The sequence below is a fragment of the Streptomyces sp. NPDC059477 genome, from assembly GCF_042749375.1.
Lineage (GTDB): Bacteria > Actinomycetota > Actinomycetes > Streptomycetales > Streptomycetaceae > Streptomyces.
The window spans coordinates 59968-84485 of the sequence record NZ_JBHYUG010000025.1; the positions used below are offsets into that span (position 1 = coordinate 59968).

Below are 24518 nucleotides of genomic sequence, written 5' to 3' on the forward strand. Positions count from 1 at the left end.
GCGCGGTGCGGGTGCGCGGACGCGCAGGTGAGGGGTACGGGCATGACGGGCATGGGGGACATACGCAGGCGTGGCGTCGTCGTGGCGGGGGCCACCGCGCTGGTGGCGCCGCTCGTGATCGGGCTGGGCGCGGCGCCCGCGCAGGCGGCGAGCTGTACGACACAGGCGGGGCCCCACCAGAAGCAGGTCGAGAAGTTCCTCGGCCGCCCGGTCGACGGCAAGCAGTCCACCGCCGACTGCAAGGCGATCCAGGCGTTCCAGAACAAGCACGGCATCAAGCCGAACATCGGCTACGCGGGTCCGGTCACCTGGGGCGCCATGGATCTGATGAACAAGCAGAAGGCCGTCGGCAACAAGCCCAACAAGGACGGCAAGTGCCCGGTCAACAAGGGCCGGATCGCCTGTGTGAACCTGACCCTCCAGATCAGCTGGATCCAGGACGGCAGCCGTCTGGTCTACGGCCCGGTCCCGGTCCGCACGGGCCGCGACGGCTACGAGACCCGCACCGGCCTGAAGAAGATCTACTGGCGCAACATCGACCACGTCTCCTCCATCTACGACGTCCCGATGCCCTACGCCCAGTTCTTCGACGGCGGCCAGGCCTTCCACTCCGTCGGCGTCAGCATGTGGAACCCGCCCGGCTCGCACGGCTGCGTCAACATGACCAAGACCGCCGCCCAGAAGTACTGGTCGCTGCTGAAGAACGGCGACGACGTGTACGTGTACGGCCGCAAGCCGGGCACCTGAGCCGTCCCCGGCGGCACCTGAGCGGCCCCGGCCGACCGGTGCCGAGGGCCGTCGAACGCTGAACTGTCTCCTGCGGTGAAGGTTGAACTCCGCACGACTTCCTGGTAGGTGGACGTGATCAGCAACACGGTCGATTATGTCCGATTAGTTCCTGATTACTCACGTGGCCTTCACCTCAGGCGCCGTATGCTTCACACCATGTCCACCACTGTTGAACCCGACTCCGAGCGATCGGCAGCCGAGGTCAACGAGGAGATCCGGGCCCTGTGGCGCCGGTCGGGCGGGACACTGAGCGGCGAGCAGCGCGAGGAGTATCAGCGACTCGTCCTGGAGTGGGCCGCCGCGGCCCCGCAGCCGTCGCGGGCGGCCTGAGCGCCGTCTCGCGGAGCCGGTCGTCGGGTGTCGGGCGTCTTCCGACACCGCCGCCGATCCGGCACCCGCCCAGGGCTTCCCGCGCCGGAGCCCGTTCTTCGTCAGACCTCGGCCGACTTCCGTCGAGCAAGCCGTCCTTGCCGTCCGTGCCGTCACTTTCCGCCGCGCCCCCGTCCAGGGCCTGTCCGACCCTTCCCGTCCGACAGGGCCTCGGGGGAGCGGCCTCAACCCCACGTCGCCGAATAGCGGTCGCGGTACGCCCTGCGGTCCCGCTCCGCGCGGATGTACCGGGCGCCCACCAGCGCCACCAGGCTCCCCGCGACGATCAGCAGACCCGGCCCCATGTTCCTGGGATCCGTCAGCCGCCCCAGCAGCGCCGCGGCACCTCCCCCTCCGGCCGGCACGGCGGAGCCCGGCTGTGCCGCTTCCGGCGCGAGGGCCGGGTCCGACGGGATGGGCGCCGGATCCTCCCCGGGCCCCGGCGCCGCCGCGATCACCCGCACCCCCAGCTCCGCGAGCGTCGTCGTCACCGGCTCGAAGAACGTCGTACCGCCCGTCGTGCAGTCGCCGTTGCCGCCCGACGTGATGCCGAGCGCGATGCCCTCCGCGAACAACGGGCCGCCGCTGTCCCCGGGTTCCGCGCACACATCCGTCTCGATCAGCCCCGTGACCGTGCCCTCCGGATAGTTCACGGTCGCCTCCAGCGCCGTCACCCGCCCGTCGCGCAGCCCGCTCGTACTGCCGCTGCGGAACACCCGCTGCCCCACGGACGGATCGTCCGCGCCGGTGATCCGCACGCCCTGCCCGTCGCCGATCGCCACGACATCGGCGCCCTCGCCGGCCCGGCCACCCGCGTACCGGATCAGTGAGTAGTCGTCGCCGGGGAAGCTGCCGCGCACGGTCCGGCCGAGCTGCTCGGTGCCCCGGTCGTCGGCGAACCACACCGACCCGATCGGCCCGCAGTGCCCCGCCGTGAGGATGTAGTCCCGGCTGCCGTCGGTCACATTGAAACCGGCCGAGCAGCGCCCGGCCGTCGACAGGATCGGCCGCGCCCCGCCCAGCCGGGTGGTGAAGGCGCCCTCGGCGCGCTCCATCCGCACAAAGCCGCCGATGCCCTCGGCGACCCCGGTCAGCCGTGACCAGTCGGCGGCGGACACGGTCCGGTCGGCACGTACCACCACCTCGTTGCTCCGGTAGTCCAGCGCCCACGCCGTGCCCGCGACCCGGGGCGCCTCGCCCAGGGCGGCCATGGCGTCCTTGAGGTCGCGCATGCTGTGCGGCACTCGCTGGGGTTCGGCGCCCGCCCGGCGCACCTCGTCGGCCGCCGCCGCGTCGGTGACCGCGACGACCGTCCGCCCGTCCGCGCCGATCCAGCTGCCCGCCGTACGGCCCGCGCCCAGCCGGTCCTCCAGGGCGGCGCCGGTGCCCGCGGCGGCCCGCGCCGCACCGAGGGCCGGGGCCGAGGTGCCGGGTGGCTCGCTCGCCACCGCCTGGGTGACCATCGCTCCGCCGAGGAGCAGTCCGCCGACGGCCGCCAGCCGTGTCACCCGGCGGACGATCCGCCGTCGTGCGTGCCTCATCCATGGCTCCCGAACCCCGACCGCGCGGCGGCGACACCGCGGGGCCCTCCGGCAGTTCGAGCGCCCACCCTCAGTACGCGGTGATCGCCACGGGTGTTCAGCGGCGGACGGGGCCGTGTCCGCCCTCGCCGGTGCCCTGCCGGGGTGCACAGGGGACGCTTATGTTGGGTTCATGACCACAAATGCGCACGCATCGCCCCGCCCGTCCGGCCCACCGAACCCGTTGCGCGCCCTCACCCTCGACCGGCTCCGATGTCGTACCAGCATGAAATGGCGCACCTACCCCGAGGATGTGCTGCCGCTGTGGGTGGCCGAGATGGATGTGCCGCTGGCCGAACCCGTCGTCCGCGCGGTGAGCGAGGCGCTCGCCCTCGGTGACACCGGGTACCCGGCGGGCACCGCCTACGCGGAGGCGCTGGGGTCGTTCGCCGAGCGGCGGTGGGGCTGGGACGGGCTCGCGGTGGAGCGCAGCGCGATCGTGCCCGATGTGATGCTGGGCGTGGTCGAGATGCTGAAGCTGGTGACCGGGCCGGGGGATCCGGTGGTGGTGAATCCGCCCGTGTATCCGCCGTTCTACCAGTTCGTGGAGCACATGGACCGGCGTGTGGTGGAGGCCCCGCTCGGGCCGGATCTGCGGCTCGACCTCGGGGCGCTGGAGGAGGCGTTCGGGCGTGCCGTGCGCGGCGGCGGACGGGCCGGGTATCTGCTGTGCAGCCCGCACAACCCGACCGGCACCGTGCACACAACCGCCGAACTGTCCGCCGTCGCCGCGCTCGCCGAGCGGTACGGGGTGCGGGTGGTCGCCGACGAGATCCATGCCCCGGTGGTCGCGGCGGGTGTGGACTTCGTGCCCTATCTGAGCGTCCCGGATGCCGGACGCGGGCTGTCGCTGATGTCCGCCTCCAAGGCGTGGAACCTCGCCGGGCTCAAGGCCGCCCTCGCCCTCGCCGGTCCGGGCGCCGCCGCCGATCTCGCCCGGCTGCCCGAGGAGGTCGGCCATGGGCCGAGCCACCTCGGTGTCATCGCCCACACCGCCGCCCTGCGCGACGGCACCACCTGGCTGGACGCGCTGCTGACCGGCCTGGACGAGAACCGGCGCCTTGTCGCCCGGCTGCTCGCCGAGCGGTTGCCGGGGGTTCGCTACCGGCCCGGCGAGGCGACCTTTCTGGCGTGGCTCGACTGCCGCGCGCTCGGTCTGGGCGACGACCCGGCGGAAGTCTTCCTCGAACGCGGCCGGGTGGCCCTCAGCTCGGGCCTCCCCTTCGGCACGGGCGGCGCCGGCCATCTGCGGCTGAACCTGGCGACCTCGCCGGAGATCCTCACGGAGGCGGTGGAGAGGATGGCGGCGGGTGTGGGGTGAGGAGGGGCGGGGCGGGGGTGAGGTGGGGTGAGGTGGGTGGGTGGCGTGCGGGGACGCGGTGGCGGCCCGTCAGCGGCGCACCCCGGGCGTTGCCCCCGGGCAACCCCCGTACACTGCCCGCCATGGATGCCACGACCGGCCGGCTCGCCGCAGGCCAGTACCTGCTGATCACCAGTTACCGCAAGAACGGCACCCCGGTCGCCACGCCGGTCTGGGTGGTGGGCGACGGTGACGGGCTCGCGGCCTGGACGGCCACGGACTCCTGGAAGGTCAAACGGATCCGCAACCGGGCAGATGTGCTGGTCGGGCCCTGTGACGCGCGCGGCAGGCCGAAGGGCGAGCAGGTGCCGGGCACGGCGGAGATCTGCGACGCGGAGGCCACCGCCCGGGTGCGCCGACTGCTGGTGCGCAAGTACGGGATCATCGGCCGGCTCACCCTGTGGGGCAGCCGGCTGCGGCGGGGGCTCGACGGCACCGTCGGCATCAGGATCACACTGACGCCCACTGGATGACGGCCGGTCAGCTCCAGGCCCGGTAGGGCTCCTCGACCAGCTGGAACACCGGCTCGCCGCGCACCGGGTCCTTCGCCGTGGTCAGCCGGACCCGGTCGCCGCTGTGGATGGCGATGAGCGGACCCATGACCCGCCCGCGCACGACGAACCCTTCCGTCATCTCGACCAGCGACACATTGCGGGCGGCCGGGGTGTTGCGGTGCACCACCGTGGTGTGGCGGACCGTGCCGGTCCCTGTGCTGCGGTCGGTGCGCAGATCGCTGCCCTGGCAGACCGGGCAGAGCAGCCGGTGGTACATCGCCGTGCCGCACCAGTCGCAGCGCTGGAAGAGGATCGACTCCTCCTTCGGGGGCCGAGGGTCGAGCACGCCCGCCGCGAGGCCGGCTCCCTGCTGAGCGAAGCTTCCTGAGGGGTGGTGGTACACGCTGGTCAACTCCCTGCACACTCGGCCGGAATCCCGCGTGCGCGGCTCACCGCGCACGCCGTGCGCGGTCCTTCGTGCCACCGTGCACGAGCCACACCCTATGGCACTCAGTGTCAACCGTAAAGGCACTGCGTACCCTGAAATTATGGGAATTCTGTGCGGGGGATTCCTGAAGCCTTTCGTGGGAGGGTCGGTCAATCGCGGGCGAGGGTCGTCTCGATCTCCTGCACCACGCGCCACAGGGGCGCCCCGCGCCGCGACACCACGACCACCACGTCCTCGGGCGTCTCCTCGGCCGGCGGCCCGCCGGGCAGCCCGAAGGACGCCTGTACCAGCCCCAGGGCGTGGTTCACGGCCTCGTCCGCGTCGCACCGCCCGTCCGAACGCAGCCAGGCCCGCAGGGCGTTGTTGTGCGCGGCGACCACCGCGGCGGCGATCACATCGGCCCGCAGGATGCCGTCCCGCCGGCCCGCGAACCGGTCGCGCAGATAGTCGGCCAGCGCCCGCTCATAGCGCCACACCACCGACAGTTCGTACGTCCGCAGCCCCGGCACCTGCTTGGTGAGCCGGTAGCGCTGTACGGAGAACGTCGGGTTTTCCTCGTACATCCGCAGCACCAGCCGGGCCGCGTCGCACACCCGGCGCACCGGCTCGTCGTCCGGGGTGCTGTCGGCCAGGAACTCCGTCATGTCCGCGAGGCACCGGTCGTGGTCCGGGAAGACCACGTCCAGCTTGGAGGGGAAGTAGCGGAAGAAGGACCGCCGTCCGACCCCGGCCAGCGCCACGATGTCGTCGACGGTGGTTTCCTCGTAGCCCCGTTCGAGAAAGAGCTGGAACGCCGCCGCGACCAGCGCGTCCCGCATGGGCGGCTTGCCCGCCGCGTCCGCTTTCCCGCCGCTGCCGGGATCGATGGAGGTCATGCCGGGGAACGTAGCATCACTTCGGCATGGATGGCACTGAGTGCTGTGGAGAGAGGGAACTCGGTGCACTCGGCGTCGGTGATATGGCCGCGCCGGGGCCTAGGCGGCCCGGCGGGTGTTGTTGTGGTCGGCCAGGGCCTGGCCCACCGCGCGGACGCTGCGGGCGATGTGCTGCAACTGGAGGACCTCGGCGGCGTACAGCTTGATGGTGTGCTCGATCACCGACTCGGGGACCCCCAGGCGCGGCAGATCGGCGCGGGCCGTCTGCAATGCCGTGCGGGCGATCCGGACCTCCTGCTGCACCTGGATCTCCGCGTGCCGGGCGAGCAGCACCGGATGCCGGATCAGCGCCGGATACCCGGCATAGCGGGCCGGGACCAGCTCGCGCAGCCATTTGGCGGCGGAGCGCTCCCAGTCGTAGCTGCCGGGGATCTTGACCTGGCACGGCCAGTCCGGATTGGTTCGCGGGTACGTCAGGGACATGGGCATCGCTTCCGGGTGGGACGGCGGCGTCGGCTGAGATCCGAGGGGTTGGGGCGGCCCCGGTCTAGGGGATGACCGGGACCGCCGCGGGCGCTCGCGCAGGCGAGGCCCGACCGAACACCCCGGAGTCCGTCGCGGGTAGGGAACGGCGGTCCCGGATGTTCGAACTGGAGCCCTCTGTGAAGGGCAGGCGCGGCCCGTGCGGCGGTTCGTCTGCTGCTGTGCGCATGGGCGGAACGTCGGCTCTCTGCGGGCGGTGCGTGATCCGCAAGAAGTATTTATATATGCCGATCGGTTTTCAAGCCGTATGAAAACATTCACGCGTGCTGTGTATGGGCTGTGCCGCGAACCGGGCGGTCGGTCGCGCAGGAAGAAACGGTCAGGCCCCCAGGAAGAAGCTGTCAGTCCCGCAGGAAGAACTGGTGCTGCTCGGAGATGTGGTCGTACTCCTCCAGCCGGCCGTGCGTACGCTCCGGATCGGCGTCCGTCATCGCCTGGAGCAGCGCGGCGGCCATCAGCCCCGGGGCGGCGTACGAGTCGAAGACCAGGCGGGACCCGGTGCCGGTGGCGAAGGTGACGTCCGCCGCGTCGGCCACCGCGCCCAGCGCGAGATCGGTGACCAGCGCGACCCGCAGCCCGGCGTCCCGCGCCACCTTGACCGCGGACAGGGTCTCCTGGGCGTGCCGGGGCATCGAGAAGGCCAGCACCCACGAGCCCCCCGCCGCGTGCGACTGGAGCAGCGCGTCGTACGCGACGCTGCCGCCCCGGGTCACCAGACGGACGTCCGGGTGGATCCGCCGCGCGGCGTACGCGAAGTACTCGGCGAGCGAGGCGGAGATGCGCAGCCCGAGCACGGTGAGCGGGGTCGAGGCGGCCAGCTCGCGGCCGATGTCGATGACCTGGTCCGGGTCGGCGAAGTCGCGCCGCAGGTTCTCCAGGTTCTCGATCTCGGCGTCCACCGCCGCCTGGAGTTCATTGCCCCGGTTCTCGTCGGCCGCGCCGGAGAACGTGCCGAGGGCGATCGACTGGAGCTTCTCCCGTAGCGCGGGGTAACCGCTGAAGCCCACCGCGGCGGCGAACCGGGTCACCGAGGGCTGGCTGACCCCGACCCGGTCGGCGATCTCGGTGACCGACAGGAACGCGCCCTCGGGGAGGTGCTCGATCAGGTACTGGGCGATCCTGCGGTGCCCGGGGGACAGCCGCTGGCGATCGAAGAGCGTTCTGAGCTGGGAGACCGGGGCCGCCTCGGCCTCGGGCGCCGCTTTCCCCGAGGTGATCGCGGATGCCTGTGCGCGTGCCTGCTGGGGCGTGGGCACCGGTGCGCCTCCTTCGTTTCCCGAGGACGTTCAACATAACTCACCGAACTTGGCGGTCAGGAGGGTGCGATGACCCTCCGCCACCGTGCCCGGGGGACAGGGGGCGGCACGCCGAACGGCCCGCCGGGGGGGGCGGGCCGTTGTGTGTGAAGGAGGGTGGGGGAGCCGGACCTCGCCGGTCAGGCCAGGAAGCCTCCGTCGACCGCTAGATGCGCGCCGGTGATGTAGGAGGCGTCGTCGGACAGCAGGAAGGCGATGGCGGTGGCGATCTCCTCGCCGCGTCCGATCCGGCCCAGCGGCACGCCCTGCTCGGCGACCTCCTGAGTGGCCGCCGGGTTGGCCTGGGTCATCTCGGAGTCGATCACGCCGGGCTGGAGTTCATTGATGCGGACGCCCTGGGCGCCGTACTCCTTGGCGGCGGTGCGGGTCAGACCGCGGATGCCGTGCTTGGCGGTGGCGTACTCGACGGTCGGGCCGCCCCGGTCGGCGAACACGCTGGAGACATTGACGATCGCGCCGCCGCCGCTCGCGATGATCGCCGGGATCTGGTACTTCAGGCCGTAGAAGAGGCCGTCGAGGTTGATCCCGATGACCTTGCGCCAGTGGTCCAGGGGCATGTCGGCGGTGGGGATGAAGTTCCCCGTCACACCCGCGTTGTTGACCCCGTAGTGGAGGTTGCCGAAGGTCTCCACGGTCTGGGTGACGGCGTGCTGGACGTCGGCCGCGTCGCTGACGTCGCCGGGGACGGCGAGGGCCTGGCCGCCGGCGTCCTTGATCCGCCGCGCGACCTCCTCCAGCTTCTCGGCCCGTCGGCCCATCAGGGTGACGGCGGCGCCCCGCTCGGCGAGGAGGATCGCCGTCGCCGCGCCCATTCCGCTGCCGGCGCCGGTCACCAGCGCCACCCTGTCCGTGAACTGTGCCATGGTCGTGCCCCTTGCTGTGAGTTCGCCTCGGTCTGTCTGGGCCGTTGTCCGCCTGCCGGCGGGTGACCGCGTCTGCCCGCGTCCGCTCGCGGGCCTACTTCTGTGCCGGGTCGGCCAGGTCGACCGGGTACTCCTGGCCGAAGTCGGCCGAACCGCTCACCCGCTCCCAGGCGGCGGCCTCCTCCAGCTGGCTGTGCGAGTACGCCTGCGCCATCTGCACGGCACCGGCCCCGAGGATCAGATGGGTCGGGGGGTTCGGGTGCTTGACGACCCGGACGAGGATCTCCCCGGCCCGCTGCGGGTCGCCCGCCACCGGCACCGGGCCGCTGAGCAGCCGGGCCATCTCGCCGACGGTGGCGTCGTACTCCGCGGGGACGTCCGGGATCTGCATCGACGAACCGGCCCAGTCGGTGGCGAACCCGCCCGGTTCCACGACCAGGCAGGTGATGCCGAACGGCTCGGTCTCGGCCGCCAGCACCCGGGTGAAGCCGTCCACGGCGAACTTGGCCGCCTGGTAGGAACCGAGGCCGGGCGTGCCGCCGACCCGGCCGCCGATCGACGAGAACTGCACGATCGTGCCGCCGCCCTGCGCCCGCAGGACCGGGACCGCGGCCGTGGAGACGTTGTAGACGCCCCAGAAGTTGGTGGCGAACTGCCGGTGGAAGTCGTCCTCGGGCGTGTTCTCGATCGCGGCGAGGTTGGCGTATCCGGCGTTGTTGACCACGACGTCCACCCGGCCGAAACGGTCGACGCCCGCCTTCAGGGCGGCCTCGGCGGCCGTCCGGTCGGTGACGTCGAGCGCGACGGGCAGGACGCGGTCTCCGTACTTCCGCACGAGGTCGTCCAGCTGCTCCGGCCTGCGGGCCGTGGCCACGACGCGGTCGCCGGCCTCCAGGGCCGCGACGACGAGGTTGCGGCCGAAGCCGCGGGACGAACCGGTGATGAGCCATGTCTGTGTAGTCATGGTTCTAGCGAAACATGGTTTCGTTATTACTGCAACTTGGTTGTGTTAGCGTTTGTGGCATGACGACAGCAGCACCCCGGCGGGCCCGCAGCGCGGCGGCGAAACAGCAGCGGGAGCAGGCGATCCTGGCCGCCGCCCGCACCCTCGGCGGCGAGCGCAGCGTGCGCGAGGTGACCCTCACGGACATCGCCGCCGCCGTCGGCATGCACAAGTCCGCGATGCTGCGCTACTTCGAGACCCGCGAGCAGATATTCCTGGCGCTCACCGCGGAGGGGTGGCGGGACTGGTCGACGGACCTGCGGACCCGGCTGGCGGGCCTTGCCGGGGCGGGGGTTGAGGGGGGCGGGGAGGGGGGCTTCGCGCCGGAGCCCTCGCCGGGCCGGGAGACGGTCGGGGAGCTGGGCTCAGGGCCGGGGGCCGACCGGGATTCCGGGGCGGGTCCAGAGCCGGTGGCCGAGCCGGGCTCGGAGCCGGTGGCCGACCTGGGTTCAGCGCCCGTGGTCGCCGACCTGGGTTCGGGACCGGTGGCCGATCGGGTTCCCGGGGCGGGCCCCGAGCCGGTCGCCGACCTGGGCCCCGAGCCGGTCGTCGGCCGGGTCCCTCAGGCAGTCTCCGACCGGCTTCCCGAGGCCGTCGCCGCCGCCATCGCCGCCTCCCTGGTGGCCCGCCCGTTCTTCTGCGACCTGCTCGCCCAGGCGCCGCTGAACCTGGAGCGCAACGTCTCCCTCGACGCCGCCGCCGCGTTCAAGGAGGTCGCGCTCGGCGAGGTCGCCACGCTCGCCGCGGCGCTGGGCGACCTGCTCGGCCTCACCGCGACCCGGGCCACGGACGTGATCGCCACCGCCACCGGCATGGCCGGGGCGCTCTGGCAGATGGCCGCGCCGGGCACCCAACTGCGCGAGCTGTACGAGACCCGTCCCGAACTGGCGCACGCGGTGGTCGACGTCGAACCAACCCTGGTCCGGATCCTGACGGCGCTGCTGCGCGGCATGCGCGAGAGCGGGCGAGGGGCCGTGTGAGGATCGGCGCGGCCACCGATTCCGGTTCTGTCACCGGCTCCGGTGCCGCCTACGATGCCGTCACCCGCACCGCCTCCGGCATCGGCGCCGATCCTGACGCCGTCACCCCACCGCCTCCGGTCCCGACCCCGCCACCGGCTTCGCCGGAAAGGTCGGCCCGGCAGCGCGCCCACGACCCCCGGCCGCCGGACGCGGTACGGCGCGGCCTCGCCCTCCCTCCGCGCGAGCGCGCCCACCGCGCCGGCGAACCGGAGCCGTGGCCGTGACCGTGGCCGACGGGGATCGAGCGACGGACGTCGCGGTAGGCGCGGCCAGGAGCGTAAAGGCCGTACACAACCCCGGATGTGACACTCGGGAAGCAGACCGACGCCCTGCCCGAGCGATGGGAGACGCACCGCCCCGACCGACGGGAGTCGCGCAGAACCCGCCCTCCAGGAAAGGAGCCGCCACCATGCCCGACGACCACACACAGATCCGCGCCCTGATCACCCGCTGGGCCGACGCCGTGCACCGGGGCGACCTGGCGGCCGTCGCCGCCGATCACACCGACGACCTGGTCATGTACGACGTACCGCCACCGCACGAGGGCCTGCACGGACTCGCCGCGTACCGGGCCATCTGGCCGCCGTTCTTCGCGTGGCAGGCCCACGGCGCCTGCTTCGAGATCGACACCCTGGAGATCACCGCCGGGGCGTACGTCGCCTTCGCCCACGCCCTGCTGCGCTGCGGCACCCCCGAGGAACTCGCCGCCCGCCCCACCCTGCGCCTGCGCCTGACCTTCGGCCTGCGCAAGGAGCGGGGACGGTGGCTGGTGGCGCACGAGCACCACTCCTTCCCGCACGACTGACGGGACGCCGGTACCGGAACCGCACCCGCCGGGCGCCCCCTGCGTGACGTGCGCCGCACCCGCCGCGCCGCCCCCACCCCGGCCCTCGGACAGGAGACCATGGAACACATGACGGACCTGGGTCTTCCCGCAACCATCCTGGCCTGCCTCTTCGACCTCGACGGCGTCGTCACCAGGACGGCGGCCGTGCACGCCGCCGCCTGGAAGGAGACCTTCGACGCCTTCCTGCGCGCACGCGACGGCGACGGCTTCCGCCCCTTCGACGCGCACACCGACTACGACGAGTACGTCGACGGCCTCCCGCGCGCCGACGGCGTCCGCTCCTTCCTCGCCTCCCGAGGCATCGAACTGCCCGACGGCGACCCGGGCGACCCACCCGACGCACCGACCGTCCACGGCGTCGGCAACCGCAAGAACGCACTCGTGCTGGAGAAGATCCGCACCGGCGGCGTCGAGGCGTACGAGGGCACGATCCGCTATGTCGGTGCCGCCCGCGCCCAGGGCCTGCGCACCGCGCTCGTCTCCTCCAGCGCCAACGCCCACGACGTACTGCGCGCCATCGGCGCCGAAGACCTCTTCGACGTACGGATCGACGGCGTGGTCGCCGCCGCACGCGCCCTGCCGGGCAAGCCGAACCCCGACACCTTCCTCGCCGCCGCCGCCGACCTCGGCGTGACGCCCGAGCGGGCCGCCGTCTTCGAGGACGCGCTCGCCGGAATGGACGCGGGCCGCTCCGGCCACTTCGGGTACGTCGTCGGCCTGGACCGGGTCGGACAGGCCGACGCGCTCTACGCGCACGGCGCCGACATCGTGGTGCGCGACCTCGCCGAACTGGGCGCCGGCGCGACGGGCGCGGGGGAGCGGTCGTGATAGGCGGCCGGTCGTACACCGTAGAGCCCTGGACCGTGCGCGAGACCGCCCTCGCGCTCGACGTACTGGCGCAGAGCGAGTCCGTGTTCGCCCTGTCCAACGGCCATGTCGGCTGGCGCGGCAACCTCGACGAGGGCGAGCCGCACGGCCTGCCCGGCTCCTACCTCAACGGCGTGCACGAGGTGCACCCGCTGCCGTACGCCGAAGCAGGCTACGGCTACCCGGAGTCCGGCCAGACCGTCATCAACGTCACCAACGGCAAGGTCGTCCGGCTGCTCGTCGACGACGAACCGTTCGACCTGCGCTACGGCCGGCTGATCCGCCATGAACGCACCCTCGATCTGCGCCGGGGCGTCCTGGAACGGGTCTGCGAGTGGACCAGCCCCGCCGGTTCCACCGTCCGGGTCCGCTCGACCCGGCTGGTCTCGCTCACCCAGCGGGCCATCGCCGCCGTCGCCTACGAGGTCGAGCCCCTCGACAGCCGCACCCGGGTCGTCATCCAGTCCGATCTGGTCGCCAACGAGAGCCTGCCCGAGTCCGGCGGCGACCCGCGCGCCGCCCGCACCCTGAAGTCCCCGCTGGAGCAGGAGGAGCACCACGCCGCCGGGACCCGGCTCCGCCTGGTCCACCGCACCCGCAACAGCGGCCTGCGGGTCGCCGTGGCCGCCGACCACGTCGTCACCGGCCCCGAGGGCACCCTCACCGGCTCCGAGAGCGGCACCGACGTGGCCCGGCTGACCGTCACCGCAGTCCTCGAACCCGGACAGCGGCTGCGGCTGGAGAAGACCGTCGCCCACGGCTGGTCCGGCACCCGCTCCCGGCCCGCGATGAGCGGCCAGGTCGAGGCCGCCCTCGCCGCCGCCGCGCACAGCGGCTGGCACGGCCTGCTCGCCGAACAGCGCGCCTTCCTCGACGACTTCTGGGCCCGCGCCGATGTCGAGGTCGACGGCGACGAGGAGATCCAGCAGGCCGTACGCTTCGCCCTCTTCCACGTCCTCCAGGCGGGCGCCCGCGCCGAACAGCGCGCGATCCCCGCCAAGGGCCTGACCGGCTCCGGCTACGACGGCCACGCCTTCTGGGACACCGAGACCTTCGTCCTGCCGTTGCTCACCTACACCTCGCCAGGCGCCGTCGCCGAGGCGCTGCGCTGGCGCCAGAACACCCTCCCCGCCGCCCGCGAGCGCGCCGTCCAGCTCGGCCTGCGCGGCGCCGCCTTCCCCTGGCGGACCATCGAGGGCTCGGAGGGCTCCGCGTACTGGCCCGCGGGCACCGCCGCCTTCCATGTCAACGCCGACATCGCCGACGCCGTGACCCGCTATGTGGCGGCCACCGGAGACACCGGATTCGAGCGCGACACCGGGGTGGAACTCCTGGTGGAGACCGCCCGGCTGTGGCGCTCGCTCGGCCACCACGACGCCCACGGCGCCTTCCACATCGACGGCGTCACCGGCCCCGACGAGTACAGCGCGGTCGCCGACGACAATACGTACACCAACCTGATGGCCCGCGCGAACCTGCGCGCCGCCGCCGACGTCGTGGAGCGCCACCCGGAACAGGCCCGCGCGCTCGGCGTCGACGCGGAGGAGTCCGCCGCCTGGCGGGACGCGGCCGAGTCCGTGCACATCCCCTACAACCACGCCCTCGGCGTGCACGAGCAGCACGCGGGTTTCACCCGCTACCAGCGCTGGGACTTCGACGCCACCCGACCCGAGCAGTACCCGCTGCTGCTGAACTTCCCGTACTTCGACCTCTACCGCAAACAGGTCGTCAAACAGGCCGACCTGGTCCTCGCCCTCTACACCTGCGACGACTACTTCGACGAGGAGCACATCGCCCGTGACTTCGCCTACTACGAGCCGCTGACCGTCCGCGACTCCTCGCTGTCCGCCTGCTGCCAGGCCGTCATCGCCGCCCGCGCGGGCCATCTCCAGCTCGCCTACGCCTACACCGCCGAGGCCGCGCTGATGGACCTGCACGACCTGGAGCACAACACCCGCGACGGACTGCACATCGCGTCCCTCGCCGGTACGTGGATGGCGCTGGTCGCCGGGTTCGGCGGGCTGCGTGCCGACCGCTCCGGCACCCTGCGGTTCGCGCCCCGGCTGCCGGAGCGGTTCAGCCGGCTCGCCTTCAGCCTCCAGGTCCTCGGCCGCACCCTGCGGGTGGAGATCACCCACGAGAAGGCGACCTACGCCCTGCTGTCCGGACAGCCGCTGCGGATCGCCCACCACGGCGAGGCGTTCCTGGTCAGCGCCGATGGTCTGGCCGTCCGCCAGGTGCCGTCCGCCCCGGACCGCCCGGCCCCGCCCCAGCCACGCCACCGCGCCCCGAACCCCCGCTGACCCGGCGGCGAACAGGTCCGTGGTGCGAGGAGTGAGCGGGGTCAGGCGGTTGGCCGTACCGGGATCTGCGCGAGCCGCCGGGGTGGGTTAGTTTTTGCTTGTTTTCCCGGATTTCCGCTGCCTGACGGGATGTCCGGGACCCGGCGAGCAGGGTGGAGGCGAAGCGACGATGGCCGACACCGCGACCACCACCCCCCGCGCCGAGCCCTTACGTCCGGGACGGCCCGGCCCGATCACGCCGGCGGCCGTCATGTCCACCGACGGGTCACCGGTGGGTGGAGAACCTCAGGTGGGTGGCTCGGTGCCCGTGGCCCGTTGGCCCCAGGCACGCGGTCCGGCGCGGTTGCTCGGTCCGGCGCGGTTGCTCGGTCCGGTGCGGCCGGTCGGTCCGGCGCGGTCGGTCGACGTGGCGCCAGGGCCCCAGCCGGCACCAGCGGTCTTCGTGGCGCCAAGGCCCCACCTGGCCCCGGCCATCGGCCCGGCCTCAGCCATCGGCCCGGCCTCAGCCGTCGGCCGGGCTCCAGCGGTCGACACGGCGCCGGCCGTCGCCGCAGCCCCAACGATCTGCACACCCCCAACGAGCTGCCCAGCGCCAGCGCCCCGCGCCCCCCACTCCACCAGGGCCCCCCGATGACCCCCGAGCCCGTCGTCGCCGCCCCGCGCGCCCGGCGTCGTCTGCGCTGGCACACCGGGCTCAGTCTCGTCGTGGTCGCCGTGGCGGTGTGGGTGGCCTGGCGGCACTGGCCGACGCTGGAGCGCGGGGCGGTCCGGCTCGCGGTCGCCGACCAGGGCTGGCTGCTGGTCGGGGCGAGTGCCACCGTGGCGACCTGGATGTGCTCGGCGCTCGCCCAGCAGGGCGCGGTGCCGCAGAGCCTGCCCACGGGGCGGCTGGTGGCCACCCAGTTCGCCGCCTCGGCCGCCAACCACGTGCTGCCCGCCGGGCTCGGCGCGGGGGCGGTGAACCTGCGCTTCCTGATGCGGTGCGGCCTGCCCGTCACCCGCTCGGCGACCGCGCTGGCCGTCAAGGCGACGGCGGGCGGTGTGGGACGCGGCGCGCTGATCGCCGTACTCGCCCCCGTCTGTCCCGGCCTGCTGCGGCTGCCGCACATCCCCCGGGTGGCCGTCGCGGTGGTGCTCGGGGTGGCGGCGCTGGTGGCGGCCGTGCCGTTCACCCCGCTGGGGGCGCGCTGCCGCCGGGTGCTCGCGGCGGTCGCCGCCGACATCCGGGCGGTGCACGCCAGGCCGCAACGGGCGGCGGCGCTGTGGGGCGGCTCGCTGGCCTTCGTGGCGCTGCACGCGCTGGTGCTGATCGCCGTCACGCGGGCCGTCGAACTGCCGCTGCCCCCGGAGCGGGTGGCGCTGCTCTACCTCGCCGCCAGCTCGGCCGCCGCGCTGCTGCCCACCCCCGGGGGCCTCGGTTCGCTGGACGCGGCGCTGATCTTCGCCCTCACGCTGGGCGGGGCGCCGGGCGCGCTCGCCGCGTCGGCGGTCCTGGGCTACCGGCTGCTGACGGTGTGGCTGCCACTGATCCCGGGCCTGGTCACGCTGGGGGTGCTGGTACGGCGCAAGGCACTGTGAGAGCCGGGGAGCGGCCCGCGGGTTTCCTGTCCGCCGTCGCCTGGTAGGAGTCGACTGTCGTCCGCACTCGGAGGGGGAGTCAGATGAGGCCGATGGACCGCGAGGGCCGGCTCGGGGACGCGTTCCTGACACCGGGGTCGTCGTCGTTCACCGCGTTCCTGGCCGCGCACCGGCCCGCGCTGCTGCCGACCCGCCCGCCCCTCCCGGACGGCGTCCGCGCCGCGCCCGGCACCTTCCCGCACGGCACGACCGTACTGGCGCTCACCTACGCCGACGGCGTGCTGGTCGCCGGTGACCGTCGGGCCACCATGGGCAATGTCATCGCCCAGCGCGACCTGGAGAAGGTGCACCCGGCCGACGACCACACGGCGATCGCCTTCGCCGGGACCGTCGGGCTCGCCGCCGACATGGTGAAGCTGTACCAGGTCGAGCTGGCCCACTTCGAGAAGGTCGAGGGCGTCCCGATGACCCTCAATGCCAAGGCGACCCGGCTGTCGGGCATGCTCCGGCAGAACCTGGACCAGGCCATGCAGGGCCTCGCCGTGGTCCCCCTGCTCGCGGGCTACGACGTCCGGGCACCGGCCGCGCGGCGGGGCCGGATCTTCGGCTTCGACGTCGCCGGGGGCGTCTACGAGAAGACGGACTTCTACGCCGAGGGCTCCGGGTCGCCCTATGCGCGCGGCGCGCTGAAGAAGCTGTTCCGGCCCGGACTGCCCCGGCGCGAGGCGGTGTTGGCCGCGCTGCACGCCCTGTTCGACGCGGCGGACGACGACTCGGCGACCGGCGGGCCGGACCTCCACCGCCGTATCTACCCGGTCGTCTCCCTGATCACCGAGGACGGCTTCGAACGGCTCCCGGAGGACGAGACGGCCGACCTGAGCCATGCGATGGTCGACCAGCGCCACCGCCACCCGGACGGCCCGACGGCCCACCCCTAGCCCCCGGCCGCCCCGCCCTCACAGGCGCAGATGGTTGCGCCACTTCACGATCTCGACCGGCGGATCGCCCGTGTACGACCAGGGCGTACGGGTCGCCCGGCGCCCCATCATGCGCAGCAGCGCCACCGCGATCTCCGGCGTACCGGCGTGGCAGGCCGCGTGGGCGAGGTAGTTGAGGTCACGCAGCTCGCTGGGCGCGACGGTGTTCTCGGTGCGGCCCAGGATCCAGCGCTGCCAGGTACGGCGTACGTCGCTGACCGCGCCGTCGTGGTCCCAGTGCTGGGCGAGTCCGATCGCCGAGTGCTGCCCCTGCGCGGCGTCCAGGACATAGCGGTACTCCTCGACGCGGGCGTACTGGATCAGGACCGGGAGCGCGCAGCCCGGCGGGGCCACGCCCGCCGCGTCACGGGCGAAGTCGTACATCAGTCCATGGGTGCCGTGCCAGCGGGACGAGTAGTAGTGCAGCACCTGGAGATGCCCCTCGACGCTGTACGGGTCGCGGCGGTGCAACTCGTCCCACCAGCGGGCCAGTTCACGGCGGCGCACCCCGCTGGGGTAGAGCCGGGCCACCGAGATCAGGGAGATCCAGGGGGTGGGGTCCTCGGGGTAGGCGTCCGCCGCCGACAGACTGGCCAGCACCGCCGCGTCGATCCTGGCCCGGTCGATCGGCACGCCCCGGCCCGCCGCGATGGCCAGCTCGAAGGCGCGGGCCGTGTCCGTCGCCGCGTGCAGCACCAGCGCGTCGGCGGAGCGGGGCTCGGCGGCCAGCCAGGTCTCGACCGTGGAACTGCCCGTGCAGGCCTGGGCGAGCAGCCGTACCCGGTGACCGCGCACGGCCCAGTCGGGGCCGGTCTCGCGCAGCAGTTCGCGCAGCCCCTGCCAGCGTCCGATGACGATGTCATGGCGGGCCGCGGTGAGTTCGGTGTCCCCGCAGTCGGGGTCGAAGCCGGGGGTGAAGCGGTCACGTGCCATCGGGATCTCGCTCAGAAGTCGGTGGGGAGACCCTCATGGACACGGGAGGAGGCGGCCGTGCGGCTTTCGGGGACGCGGTAGTCGGTCTCGACGGCCCGGGTGGCGTCGAGGGCGGCCGGCCGGTAGTAGTCGCTGCCCCGCCGCCAGTACCAGAGCATCGGCACCAGGCCGACCGCCAGTCCGCCGATGCCGATCCCGATCGCCGGGCCGCTCAGCTCACCGAGCGACTCGAAGAAGATCCAGAACATAAACAGCGAACCGAACAGCGGCCACACCCCGCCCAGCACGAACCGCCGCCAGGAGCTGAACAGCGTCTTGCGGTAGGCGACGACCGCGGCGAGGCCCGCGAGCCCGTAGTAGAGGGCGATCTGGAGCCCCATCGCCGCGATCGCGTACCCGAGGATCTCGCCGACCGAGCCCAGCGCGTTGGACGCGATGAACAGCGCCAGCGCCACCGCGCCGACCACCGCGATCGCCACCCACGGTGTGTTCCAGCGCCGGTGCACCCGCCCCAGCGCGGCCGGCATCGTACGGTCCCGGCCCATCGCGAACAGCGAGCGCGTCACCTGGATGAGCGTGGTCTCCAGGGTGGCGATGGTGGACAGCATCACCGCGACGATCAGCAGTTTCCCGCCCGGCCCCGGCCAGATCTCGGCACCCAGGACACCCAGGACATTGGCCCCGTTCTCGGCGATCTGCCGGTCGGTCAGCACGATGTTCACCGTGATGGTGAACGCCTCGAACAGCAGGAACACCACGCCCAGGCCGATGATCCCGGCCAGCCCGGTGGTGCGGCGGCTGTCGCGGGTCTCCTCGCTGAGATTGCTGGTGACGTCCCAGCCCCAGTAGTAGAACGCCGCCACCAGCGCGCCCGCCGCGAACCCCGCCGTCCCGTCGAAGTGCCCGAAGCCCAGCCAGGACCAGTCGAAGGGCCGGGCGTCGTCGGTGTGGAAGAGCGCCAGAACCAGGAACAGCGCCAGGATGACCAGCTCCACCCCGGACATCAGCAGCTGCGCCCGTACGGTCAGCCGGGCGCCGCCCAGCACCACCAGCAGCATGGCGAGGAACCAGCCCGCGCCGACCGCCGTGGCCAGCGCGGTGTTCTCGGCGAGGGACTCGTCGAACAGCGCGAGCGTCATCGCCCCGGCGGGCAGCGAACCGGCCACCATGAAGATGGTCGCCGACACCACCAGCGCCCAGCCGCTGATGAAGCCCAGGAACGGGTGGAGCGTACGGCCCACCCAGGAGTAGCTCGCGCCCGCGTTGACGTCGATCCTGCTGAGGTGGCTGAAGGCGAGCGCGATGCCCAGCATCGGGATCGCGCAGTACAGCAGCGCGGCCGGGCTGGCGAGTCCGACCGCTCCGACCAGCACCGCCGTGGTCGCGGCCAGGGAGTACGCCGGTGCGCTGCCGGCGATGGCCATCACCACGGTGTCGAACATGCCGAGGGCGCCGGGCTGCAACCCTCTGCCGCTGCTGTTGCTCATGAAGCGCTGCTTTCCGACTTGCACGACGCAAGGGCGACCAGGGCCCCGACGGCGTAGGGGGGTGGGGGGTGAACCCGCCGTCAACCGGGGAGGGTTGGCCTCCGGGGTCGGGGCGGCGGAGGGCGTGGCAGGGTGTGTCCTGCCGCCCTGTGGGCAGCCGGTCACGCCGTGTGTCCGAGTGATGATAGCCCCAGGCGTCGGGCTTTCGAGCGGGATGTCCTGGTAATGTGCGCCGGTCGTGCACGCCCCTTGCCCAGGGGTGAATTCCGGCGCCCGGCGGGGGTGTTGGCCCCGCGCGGGCCTGCGGGGGCCATCGGTCGATTCCGCTCACGCCGGGCGCCGGGGGCGGCCGGTTCAGTCGGCTATGTGGTCGATCTGGCGGAGCTTGTTCGTGGCGTCCAGGGCGGCCACCTTGTAGGACTCGGCGAGCGTCGGGTAGTTGAAGACGGCGTCCACCAGATAGTCGACGGTGCCGCCGCACCCCATCACCGACTGGCCGATGTGGATCAGCTCGGTGGCGCCCGACCCGAAGCAGTGCACCCCGAGCAGGGTGCGGTCCTCCGGCGACACCAGCAGCTTCAGCACGCCGTGCGAGTCCCCGATGATCTGGCCGCGCGCCAGCTCCCGGTAGCGCGAGACCCCCACCTCGAACGGCACGGAGTCCTCTGTCAGCTGGTCCTCGGTCCGGCCGACGAAACTGATCTCCGGGATGGTGTAGATACCGATCGGCTGAAGCTGGTGCATCCGCCCGACCGGCTCCCCGCACGCGTGGTACGCCGCCGCCCGCCCCTGCTCCATCGAGGTCGCCGCCAGCGCCGGGAAGCCGATGACATCCCCGACGGCGTAGATGTGCGGCACCTCGGTGCGGTAGTGCTCGTCCACCGTGATCCGGCCGCGTTTGTCCGCCGCGAGGCCCGCCTTGTCGAGGTCGAGATCGTCGGTCATGCCCTGCCGTCCGGCGGAGTACATCACCGCGTCCGCCGGTATCTTCTTGCCGCTCTCCAGCACCGTCAGCGTGCCGCGCGGATGCCGTTCGACGGCCGCCACGGTCTCCCCGAACCGGAAGGTCACGGCGAGATCCCGCAGGTGGTACTTGAGCGACTCCACGACCTCGACATCACACATGTCGAGCATCCCGGCCCGCCGCTCCACCACCGTGATCCTGCTGCCGAGCGCGGCGAACATACTGGCGTATTCCATACCGATCACACCAGCGCCGACGATGACCATGGACCGTGGCACCCGCTCCAGGGTCAGCACATTGTCGGAGTCCATGATCGTACGGCCGTCGAACGCGACGCTGTCCGGGCGTGCGGGCCGGGTGCCGGTGGCGATGACGATGTGGTCGGCGCTCAGCAGCCGCTCGTGCCCGTTGACCTCGCGCAGCGCGACGGTGTGCGGGTCCGTGAACCGTCCCGTACCGGCGTACAGGGCGACGTGGTTGCGGGCGAGCTGGCTGCGGATGACGTCGACCTCGCGGCTGACGACGTGCTGGGTGCGGGCGGTGAGGTCGGCGACGGTGATGTCGTCCTTCACCCGGTAGCTCTGCCCGTACAGATCGCGCTGGGTGAGTCCGGTGAGGTAGAGCACCGCCTCGCGCAGGGTCTTGGAGGGGATCGTGCCGGTGTGGATGGAGACGCCGCCGACCATGTCGGGGCGGTCGATCACGGCCACTCGGCGGCCTAGTTTGGCGGCGGCGATGGCGGCCTTCTGACCGCCGGGACCTGAACCGATGACAAGCATGTCGAAGTCGGGCACCCTCCGGAGTCTGTCAGCACGGATGGGTGGCGGGGAAGGGCGGAGGGTTTTTGTGCCGGGAGGCTTGCGCCGGTCCCCGCACGGTGGTCGGGGTTCTGCCGCTGGGCAGGCAGTAGCGGAACCCGCGTGTTCGACCCGCTTGACGGCAGTGGGAGCATGATCGTGCCGTGCGCCGACGACATGGGCGCCGGGTCTCACCGAGAGGCGGCCTGCCAGGGCGTGCGGCGCACCACCTGCCGATGGCCGGGCGGGCATCTCGCCCCGCCCCGCTCCGCACCGGAAGAGACGTCATGCACCCAGCCGTCAAGGCCCTCACCATCGCCACGCCCATGAGCCTTCTGGCCCTCACCGCGACCACCGTCGCCGCCGGGATGCAGCCGACGGTGATTCCGGTGCTGTGGGCGGTCTGGGCCATGCTCGCGGTGACCACTCTCGCCGTGGCGGTCGCGGACCGTCGGCAGCGGGCCTGACCCACCGAGGCGATTCCGCCTCCCCGTGAACAGCCTCGCCACTGGCGAGCGGGGGTCAGGGCAGCAGTTTGTCCATCGCGGCGGTGCCCTCCAGGGCGAGCTTGCGCTCGGCCCACTCCAGGGTGTGCGGTGTGACGTCCTTGCCGGAGGCCAGGACCAGGTCCTCCGGGGAGACATCGGTGCCGGTGCGGGCGTGCAGTAGGCGGTCGGGGGTGGCGCGGTCCTGAGAGGGCCGGGACGCTTCGGGCTCGGATGTGGACATGGTGACTGCTCCTCCGGTCCAGGGGTGACACGGACCCGGGGCCGACAGGCTGTGGACCCGGGACGGACGGGACGCGCGCCGGGAGCGGACGCTGGGTGCGCTTCGGATTTCCGGTGCACTATCACCATTCAACGCCCCGGGCCGGCGTGCATCCCGGGAGACGGTTTCCTGGGGTAACCGGGGGGACGGGGGCGGTGTCGGGGTCGGCGTCGAGATACGGAGGAGGCCAACACCGCGATCTTCACCTGGGCCGGCACCGACCCCGCCCAGCCCCCCCACCTGGCCACTCCCGAACCTGTTTTCCACCACCACGCCGGCCCTCCGGTTCAGCCGCACCGAGATCGGCACCCACCCCCAAGAAATCCTGGAGAACAACGTCGACACCACGCACCTGTACCCACTCCACGCATTCCCCGACAGCGCCGTGCTCGACTGACCGTCCTGGCGACCACCCTCACAACCGGAAAGCGGCACAGGGGGCCAATGCCCTGCCCTGCGGACGTGTCGACGGGCGGACTCATAGGCGACGGCCGTCGTAGCTGTCTCGGGAAGAACCACAGATCAGCAAGTCCGCTGACCCGCGAGGTTAACGTCAGGACGTAACGACGGTCCGGTCCGCATAGAGACGCCATGTCCCCTCCGTCATTCCGCTCCAGCGCCCCTCACCTATGTAACGTGGGGAGGCGAACTGCCAGGCGACGGTACCAACCATTTGGTCGACGACTGCGGCAATTGCCGCTCGTGCAGCGGGATCAGCAGCGGTCTGGAGTTCGAGGATTCGCCGCTCGGTTCGCAGGGCGAGGCCGTGAACGTGGGTGACGGCTTCCTGGAGGTCGGCTCCGGTCTCACGCATATAGAGACCGACATAGTTGCAGGGGTCGCGACCCAATAGCACTTCTTTGCGATAGGAGATGATGTCGTTGAGATATATGGAGTTCCAGACAGCCGCATCGACGGCCTCTTCCAGTTCGAGGGTCGCGTAAGGGCTTGCGTCTATGGCGAGGGCGTATTCGCACAACAAATAGGACCAGTACATTCCGCCACTCCCGGACCGAGCCTTCACGTAGGTCGGTATGTCCTGACGTGCACGTCCAGTCCTGATTTCGTCCTCGGCGGCGAAGCCGCTGATCATGTCGTTCATCAAGTCGACGAAGCGGTCCCACTGTGGTGGCGGCATCTTCGATTTAATGGTGTTTGCGATGGGTGTGATGATGTCGAATGGCGTGTCTGTGGCATGGCCCAGGACGGCTTCACGCATCGTGGGGTAGATGGATTCATCGCCAACGGCGGATCCATTGGTGCACAGGTCGTCCAGTGCGAACCAGGTGATGATCCAGTCCCCAATGTCTGCCAGCCTGTCCGGAAGTCCATCCGGATAATGTAGGGCCAGGTACAGTCCGTGCTCCTGTCGGGTGAAATTTCGGAAACTGGATTCAGTGGGGAAAAGGTGTCGAACCTTTTCGTAAAATTGACTGGTTCGCCCCTCAAGCCAGTGAAGGTGAGGGCTGCACCTAGGTTTTACGTAACGGAAGAAAGAGCCCAGGGTGAACGTGCCCAGTAGTGGTTGCTCGACAGGTGTCACAGCAGTTCCCTTTCACTTCTCCCCGTATCCGGGTTCGACTGGTTGGCGTGCAGAAAGTGCCGCTGAGATTGGTCTTGCTGGAGACCCCGCGGCTCGCGGGGGATGTGGCGCCGCCGGGCGGTGTCCCCGTGGCTTCCGAAAGTGGTCGGCCCCGTCACCGCGGCGAGACGCCAGCGGGTTCAGGTGCCGAACCGGCGTCTGCGCTGGGCGAACGAGTCCAGGGCGGCGCCGAAGCCGGCGCGGGCGAAGACCGGCCGGTGCACATCGCAGAAGTAGTGCTTGGACCACACCGATTGCCGGCGATCTCGCTGCGCCCGTCGTAGCGGACGGCCATGTTGACCGTCGTACCGGGCACCCCGGTCGTGGACTGCCGGGCACGGTGCAGTGCTGTGCGCAGGTGACGGGGCAGGATTTGGTCCCGCCTCAGATATCGGATCCGCCACCGTCGCGGCGAGGCGAGGTTGTCGACCACGTCGGTGATCAGGCGGGGCGGACCGTCGAGTTCCTTGGTCGGCCGACACAGGTTGTCCGCCGAGACCACCCACAGGGGGAGGACCCCGATCCCGGCATTCTCCGCCCAGCGCACGGCGTCGAAAAGACGCCGGCCCCCTTCCCTGTGGCCCTCGACCCGGGCTCATGCCCCGGGCCGCGGCCCAGCGGCGGTGTCCGTCCGGAATCATCGCCAGGTGACCAGACGCCCGTGGGTTCTCCGGCGGATCTGCCCCCGGAACTGTCACAACGGTGCGGCTCTCCGCGCCTACTGAAGGCATACCCACCTCCCCGTACACCCGG

24 protein-coding genes and 2 pseudogenes are annotated in these 24518 nt (G+C 71.8%); 13 read left to right on the forward strand and 13 right to left on the reverse strand.

Annotated elements, in window-relative coordinates:
* Window positions 1–51 precede the first annotated feature (51 nt).
* Window positions 52–747, forward strand: a complete 696-nt coding sequence (locus ACFXAZ_RS15695) for a L,D-transpeptidase family protein (protein ID WP_384590360.1) — start codon at window positions 52–54, stop codon at window positions 745–747.
* Window positions 748–933: 186 nt separating this feature from the next.
* Window positions 934–1119 (forward strand): hypothetical protein, encoded by a 186-nt coding sequence (locus ACFXAZ_RS15700; RefSeq protein ID WP_384590261.1) that lies wholly within the window; start codon window positions 934–936, stop codon window positions 1117–1119.
* A gap of 224 nt (window positions 1120–1343) precedes the next feature.
* Here the strand turns inward: ACFXAZ_RS15700 and ACFXAZ_RS15705 are convergent, their stop codons facing one another.
* On the reverse strand, window positions 1344–2699 hold the full coding sequence (locus ACFXAZ_RS15705; protein WP_384590264.1) for a S1 family peptidase: 1356 nt from the start codon (window positions 2697–2699) through the stop codon (window positions 1344–1346).
* Window positions 2700–2871: 172 nt separating this feature from the next.
* On the opposite strand from ACFXAZ_RS15705, the gene ACFXAZ_RS15710 reads away from it, so the two are divergent.
* Both ACFXAZ_RS15710 and ACFXAZ_RS15715 read left to right on the forward strand, forming a co-directional pair.
* Window positions 2872–4059, forward strand: a complete 1188-nt coding sequence (locus tag ACFXAZ_RS15710; protein ID WP_384590267.1) for a MalY/PatB family protein — start codon at window positions 2872–2874, stop codon at window positions 4057–4059.
* A 122-nt stretch (window positions 4060–4181) separates the two neighbouring features.
* Complete coding sequence (locus ACFXAZ_RS15715) at window positions 4182–4571, forward strand: PPOX class F420-dependent oxidoreductase (RefSeq protein ID WP_384590270.1); 390 nt, start codon at window positions 4182–4184, stop codon at window positions 4569–4571.
* A gap of 7 nt (window positions 4572–4578) precedes the next feature.
* Here the strand turns inward: ACFXAZ_RS15715 and ACFXAZ_RS15720 are convergent, their stop codons facing one another.
* From ACFXAZ_RS15720 to ACFXAZ_RS15745, 6 genes are all read right to left on the reverse strand, one after another.
* Window positions 4579–4995: a Zn-ribbon domain-containing OB-fold protein gene (locus ACFXAZ_RS15720; RefSeq protein WP_384590273.1), complete on the reverse strand. Its 417-nt coding sequence runs from the start codon at window positions 4993–4995 to the stop codon at window positions 4579–4581.
* Between the two features lie 194 nt (window positions 4996–5189).
* Window positions 5190–5858: a TetR family transcriptional regulator gene (locus ACFXAZ_RS15725; protein WP_384590363.1), complete on the reverse strand. Its 669-nt coding sequence runs from the start codon at window positions 5856–5858 to the stop codon at window positions 5190–5192.
* A 156-nt stretch (window positions 5859–6014) separates the two neighbouring features.
* On the reverse strand, window positions 6015–6404 hold the full coding sequence (locus tag ACFXAZ_RS15730) for a hypothetical protein (protein ID WP_384590278.1): 390 nt from the start codon (window positions 6402–6404) through the stop codon (window positions 6015–6017).
* A 395-nt stretch (window positions 6405–6799) separates the two neighbouring features.
* Window positions 6800–7714 carry a MurR/RpiR family transcriptional regulator gene (locus tag ACFXAZ_RS15735; RefSeq protein ID WP_384590282.1) on the reverse strand — a complete coding sequence of 305 codons (915 nt, stop codon included), beginning with the start codon at window positions 7712–7714 and terminating at the stop codon, window positions 6800–6802.
* A gap of 179 nt (window positions 7715–7893) precedes the next feature.
* Complete coding sequence (locus ACFXAZ_RS15740) at window positions 7894–8637, reverse strand: SDR family NAD(P)-dependent oxidoreductase (RefSeq protein WP_384590285.1); 744 nt, start codon at window positions 8635–8637, stop codon at window positions 7894–7896.
* Window positions 8638–8731: 94 nt separating this feature from the next.
* Window positions 8732–9601, reverse strand: a complete 870-nt coding sequence (locus ACFXAZ_RS15745; RefSeq protein ID WP_384590288.1) for an SDR family NAD(P)-dependent oxidoreductase — start codon at window positions 9599–9601, stop codon at window positions 8732–8734.
* 59 nt (window positions 9602–9660) lie between these two features.
* On the opposite strand from ACFXAZ_RS15745, the pseudogene ACFXAZ_RS15750 reads away from it, so the two are divergent.
* The 7 genes and pseudogenes from ACFXAZ_RS15750 to prcB form a co-directional block, all read left to right on the forward strand.
* Window positions 9661–9915 (forward strand): annotated as a pseudogene (locus ACFXAZ_RS15750) (TetR/AcrR family transcriptional regulator); the annotation flags it as partial.
* Between the two features lie 84 nt (window positions 9916–9999).
* Complete coding sequence (locus ACFXAZ_RS15755; RefSeq protein WP_384590367.1) at window positions 10000–10620, forward strand: hypothetical protein; 621 nt, start codon at window positions 10000–10002, stop codon at window positions 10618–10620.
* 451 nt (window positions 10621–11071) lie between these two features.
* Window positions 11072–11467, forward strand: coding sequence for a YybH family protein (locus tag ACFXAZ_RS15760; RefSeq protein WP_384590291.1), 396 nt, complete (start codon window positions 11072–11074; stop codon window positions 11465–11467).
* 108 nt (window positions 11468–11575) lie between these two features.
* Window positions 11576–12337: a beta-phosphoglucomutase family hydrolase gene (locus tag ACFXAZ_RS15765; protein WP_384590294.1), complete on the forward strand. Its 762-nt coding sequence runs from the start codon at window positions 11576–11578 to the stop codon at window positions 12335–12337.
* Entirely contained in the window at window positions 12334–14679 is a 2346-nt protein-coding gene (locus ACFXAZ_RS15770) for a glycoside hydrolase family 65 protein (protein ID WP_384590297.1), read from the forward strand. The genes ACFXAZ_RS15765 and ACFXAZ_RS15770 overlap by 4 nt, the downstream gene beginning before the upstream one ends.
* A 630-nt stretch (window positions 14680–15309) precedes the next feature.
* Window positions 15310–16257 (forward strand): YbhN family protein, encoded by a 948-nt coding sequence (locus ACFXAZ_RS15775; RefSeq protein WP_384590300.1) that lies wholly within the window; start codon window positions 15310–15312, stop codon window positions 16255–16257.
* An 83-nt stretch (window positions 16258–16340) separates the two neighbouring features.
* Window positions 16341–17195: a proteasome subunit beta gene (gene prcB / locus ACFXAZ_RS15780; protein WP_384590303.1), complete on the forward strand. Its 855-nt coding sequence runs from the start codon at window positions 16341–16343 to the stop codon at window positions 17193–17195.
* 18 nt (window positions 17196–17213) lie between these two features.
* Here prcB and ACFXAZ_RS15785 read toward each other — a convergent pair whose 3' ends face one another.
* From ACFXAZ_RS15785 to sthA, 3 genes are all read right to left on the reverse strand, one after another.
* Window positions 17214–18167, reverse strand: a complete 954-nt coding sequence (locus tag ACFXAZ_RS15785) for a hypothetical protein (protein ID WP_384590306.1) — start codon at window positions 18165–18167, stop codon at window positions 17214–17216.
* 11 nt (window positions 18168–18178) lie between these two features.
* Window positions 18179–19654 carry an APC family permease gene (locus ACFXAZ_RS15790; RefSeq protein WP_384590309.1) on the reverse strand — a complete coding sequence of 492 codons (1476 nt, stop codon included), beginning with the start codon at window positions 19652–19654 and terminating at the stop codon, window positions 18179–18181.
* A 354-nt stretch (window positions 19655–20008) separates the two neighbouring features.
* Window positions 20009–21412 (reverse strand): Si-specific NAD(P)(+) transhydrogenase, encoded by a 1404-nt coding sequence (gene sthA, locus ACFXAZ_RS15795; protein ID WP_384590312.1) that lies wholly within the window; start codon window positions 21410–21412, stop codon window positions 20009–20011.
* Between the two features lie 290 nt (window positions 21413–21702).
* Between sthA and ACFXAZ_RS15800 the strand changes: the two genes are divergently transcribed.
* Window positions 21703–21882, forward strand: coding sequence for a hypothetical protein (locus ACFXAZ_RS15800; RefSeq protein WP_384590313.1), 180 nt, complete (start codon window positions 21703–21705; stop codon window positions 21880–21882).
* 55 nt (window positions 21883–21937) lie between these two features.
* Here ACFXAZ_RS15800 and ACFXAZ_RS15805 read toward each other — a convergent pair whose 3' ends face one another.
* A complete protein-coding gene (locus ACFXAZ_RS15805) occupies window positions 21938–22144 on the reverse strand; it encodes a hypothetical protein (protein ID WP_384590316.1) in 207 nt (68 codons plus the stop codon).
* A gap of 214 nt (window positions 22145–22358) precedes the next feature.
* On the opposite strand from ACFXAZ_RS15805, the gene ACFXAZ_RS15810 reads away from it, so the two are divergent.
* Complete coding sequence (locus tag ACFXAZ_RS15810) at window positions 22359–22580, forward strand: hypothetical protein (RefSeq protein WP_384590370.1); 222 nt, start codon at window positions 22359–22361, stop codon at window positions 22578–22580.
* A gap of 156 nt (window positions 22581–22736) precedes the next feature.
* On the opposite strand, the gene ACFXAZ_RS15815 is transcribed toward ACFXAZ_RS15810, so the two are convergent.
* Together ACFXAZ_RS15815 and ACFXAZ_RS15820 are read right to left on the reverse strand one after the other, a co-directional pair.
* The gene (locus tag ACFXAZ_RS15815) at window positions 22737–23726 is read right to left on the reverse strand and encodes a terpene synthase family protein (protein ID WP_384590319.1); all 990 of its coding nucleotides are present in this window, start codon (window positions 23724–23726) and stop codon (window positions 22737–22739) included.
* A 310-nt stretch (window positions 23727–24036) separates the two neighbouring features.
* A pseudogene (locus tag ACFXAZ_RS15820) lies at window positions 24037–24345 on the reverse strand (undecaprenyl diphosphate synthase family protein); the annotation flags it as partial.
* Window positions 24346–24518: the final 173 nt, after the last annotated feature.

Coding starts and splice junctions, on each gene's coding strand:
- ACFXAZ_RS15695 (WP_384590360.1), top strand. CDS start 52: ATGGGGGACATACGCAGGCGTGGCGTCGTCGTGGCGGGGGCCACCGCG.
- ACFXAZ_RS15700 (WP_384590261.1), top strand. CDS start 934: ATGCTTCACACCATGTCCACCACTGTTGAACCCGACTCCGAGCGATCG.
- ACFXAZ_RS15705 (WP_384590264.1), bottom strand. CDS start 2,699: ATGAGGCACGCACGACGGCGGATCGTCCGCCGGGTGACACGGCTGGCG.
- ACFXAZ_RS15710 (WP_384590267.1), top strand. CDS start 2,872: ATGACCACAAATGCGCACGCATCGCCCCGCCCGTCCGGCCCACCGAAC.
- ACFXAZ_RS15715 (WP_384590270.1), top strand. CDS start 4,182: ATGGATGCCACGACCGGCCGGCTCGCCGCAGGCCAGTACCTGCTGATC.
- ACFXAZ_RS15725 (WP_384590363.1), bottom strand. CDS start 5,858: ATGCGGGACGCGCTGGTCGCGGCGGCGTTCCAGCTCTTTCTCGAACGG.
- ACFXAZ_RS15730 (WP_384590278.1), bottom strand. CDS start 6,404: ATGCCCATGTCCCTGACGTACCCGCGAACCAATCCGGACTGGCCGTGC.
- ACFXAZ_RS15740 (WP_384590285.1), bottom strand. CDS start 8,637: ATGGCACAGTTCACGGACAGGGTGGCGCTGGTGACCGGCGCCGGCAGC.
- ACFXAZ_RS15745 (WP_384590288.1), bottom strand. CDS start 9,601: ATGACTACACAGACATGGCTCATCACCGGTTCGTCCCGCGGCTTCGGC.
- ACFXAZ_RS15760 (WP_384590291.1), top strand. CDS start 11,072: ATGCCCGACGACCACACACAGATCCGCGCCCTGATCACCCGCTGGGCC.
- ACFXAZ_RS15765 (WP_384590294.1), top strand. CDS start 11,576: ATGACGGACCTGGGTCTTCCCGCAACCATCCTGGCCTGCCTCTTCGAC.
- ACFXAZ_RS15775 (WP_384590300.1), top strand. CDS start 15,310: ATGACCCCCGAGCCCGTCGTCGCCGCCCCGCGCGCCCGGCGTCGTCTG.
- prcB (WP_384590303.1), top strand. CDS start 16,341: ATGAGGCCGATGGACCGCGAGGGCCGGCTCGGGGACGCGTTCCTGACA.
- ACFXAZ_RS15785 (WP_384590306.1), bottom strand. CDS start 18,167: ATGGCACGTGACCGCTTCACCCCCGGCTTCGACCCCGACTGCGGGGAC.
- ACFXAZ_RS15790 (WP_384590309.1), bottom strand. CDS start 19,654: ATGAGCAACAGCAGCGGCAGAGGGTTGCAGCCCGGCGCCCTCGGCATG.
- ACFXAZ_RS15800 (WP_384590313.1), top strand. CDS start 21,703: ATGCACCCAGCCGTCAAGGCCCTCACCATCGCCACGCCCATGAGCCTT.
- ACFXAZ_RS15805 (WP_384590316.1), bottom strand. CDS start 22,144: ATGTCCACATCCGAGCCCGAAGCGTCCCGGCCCTCTCAGGACCGCGCC.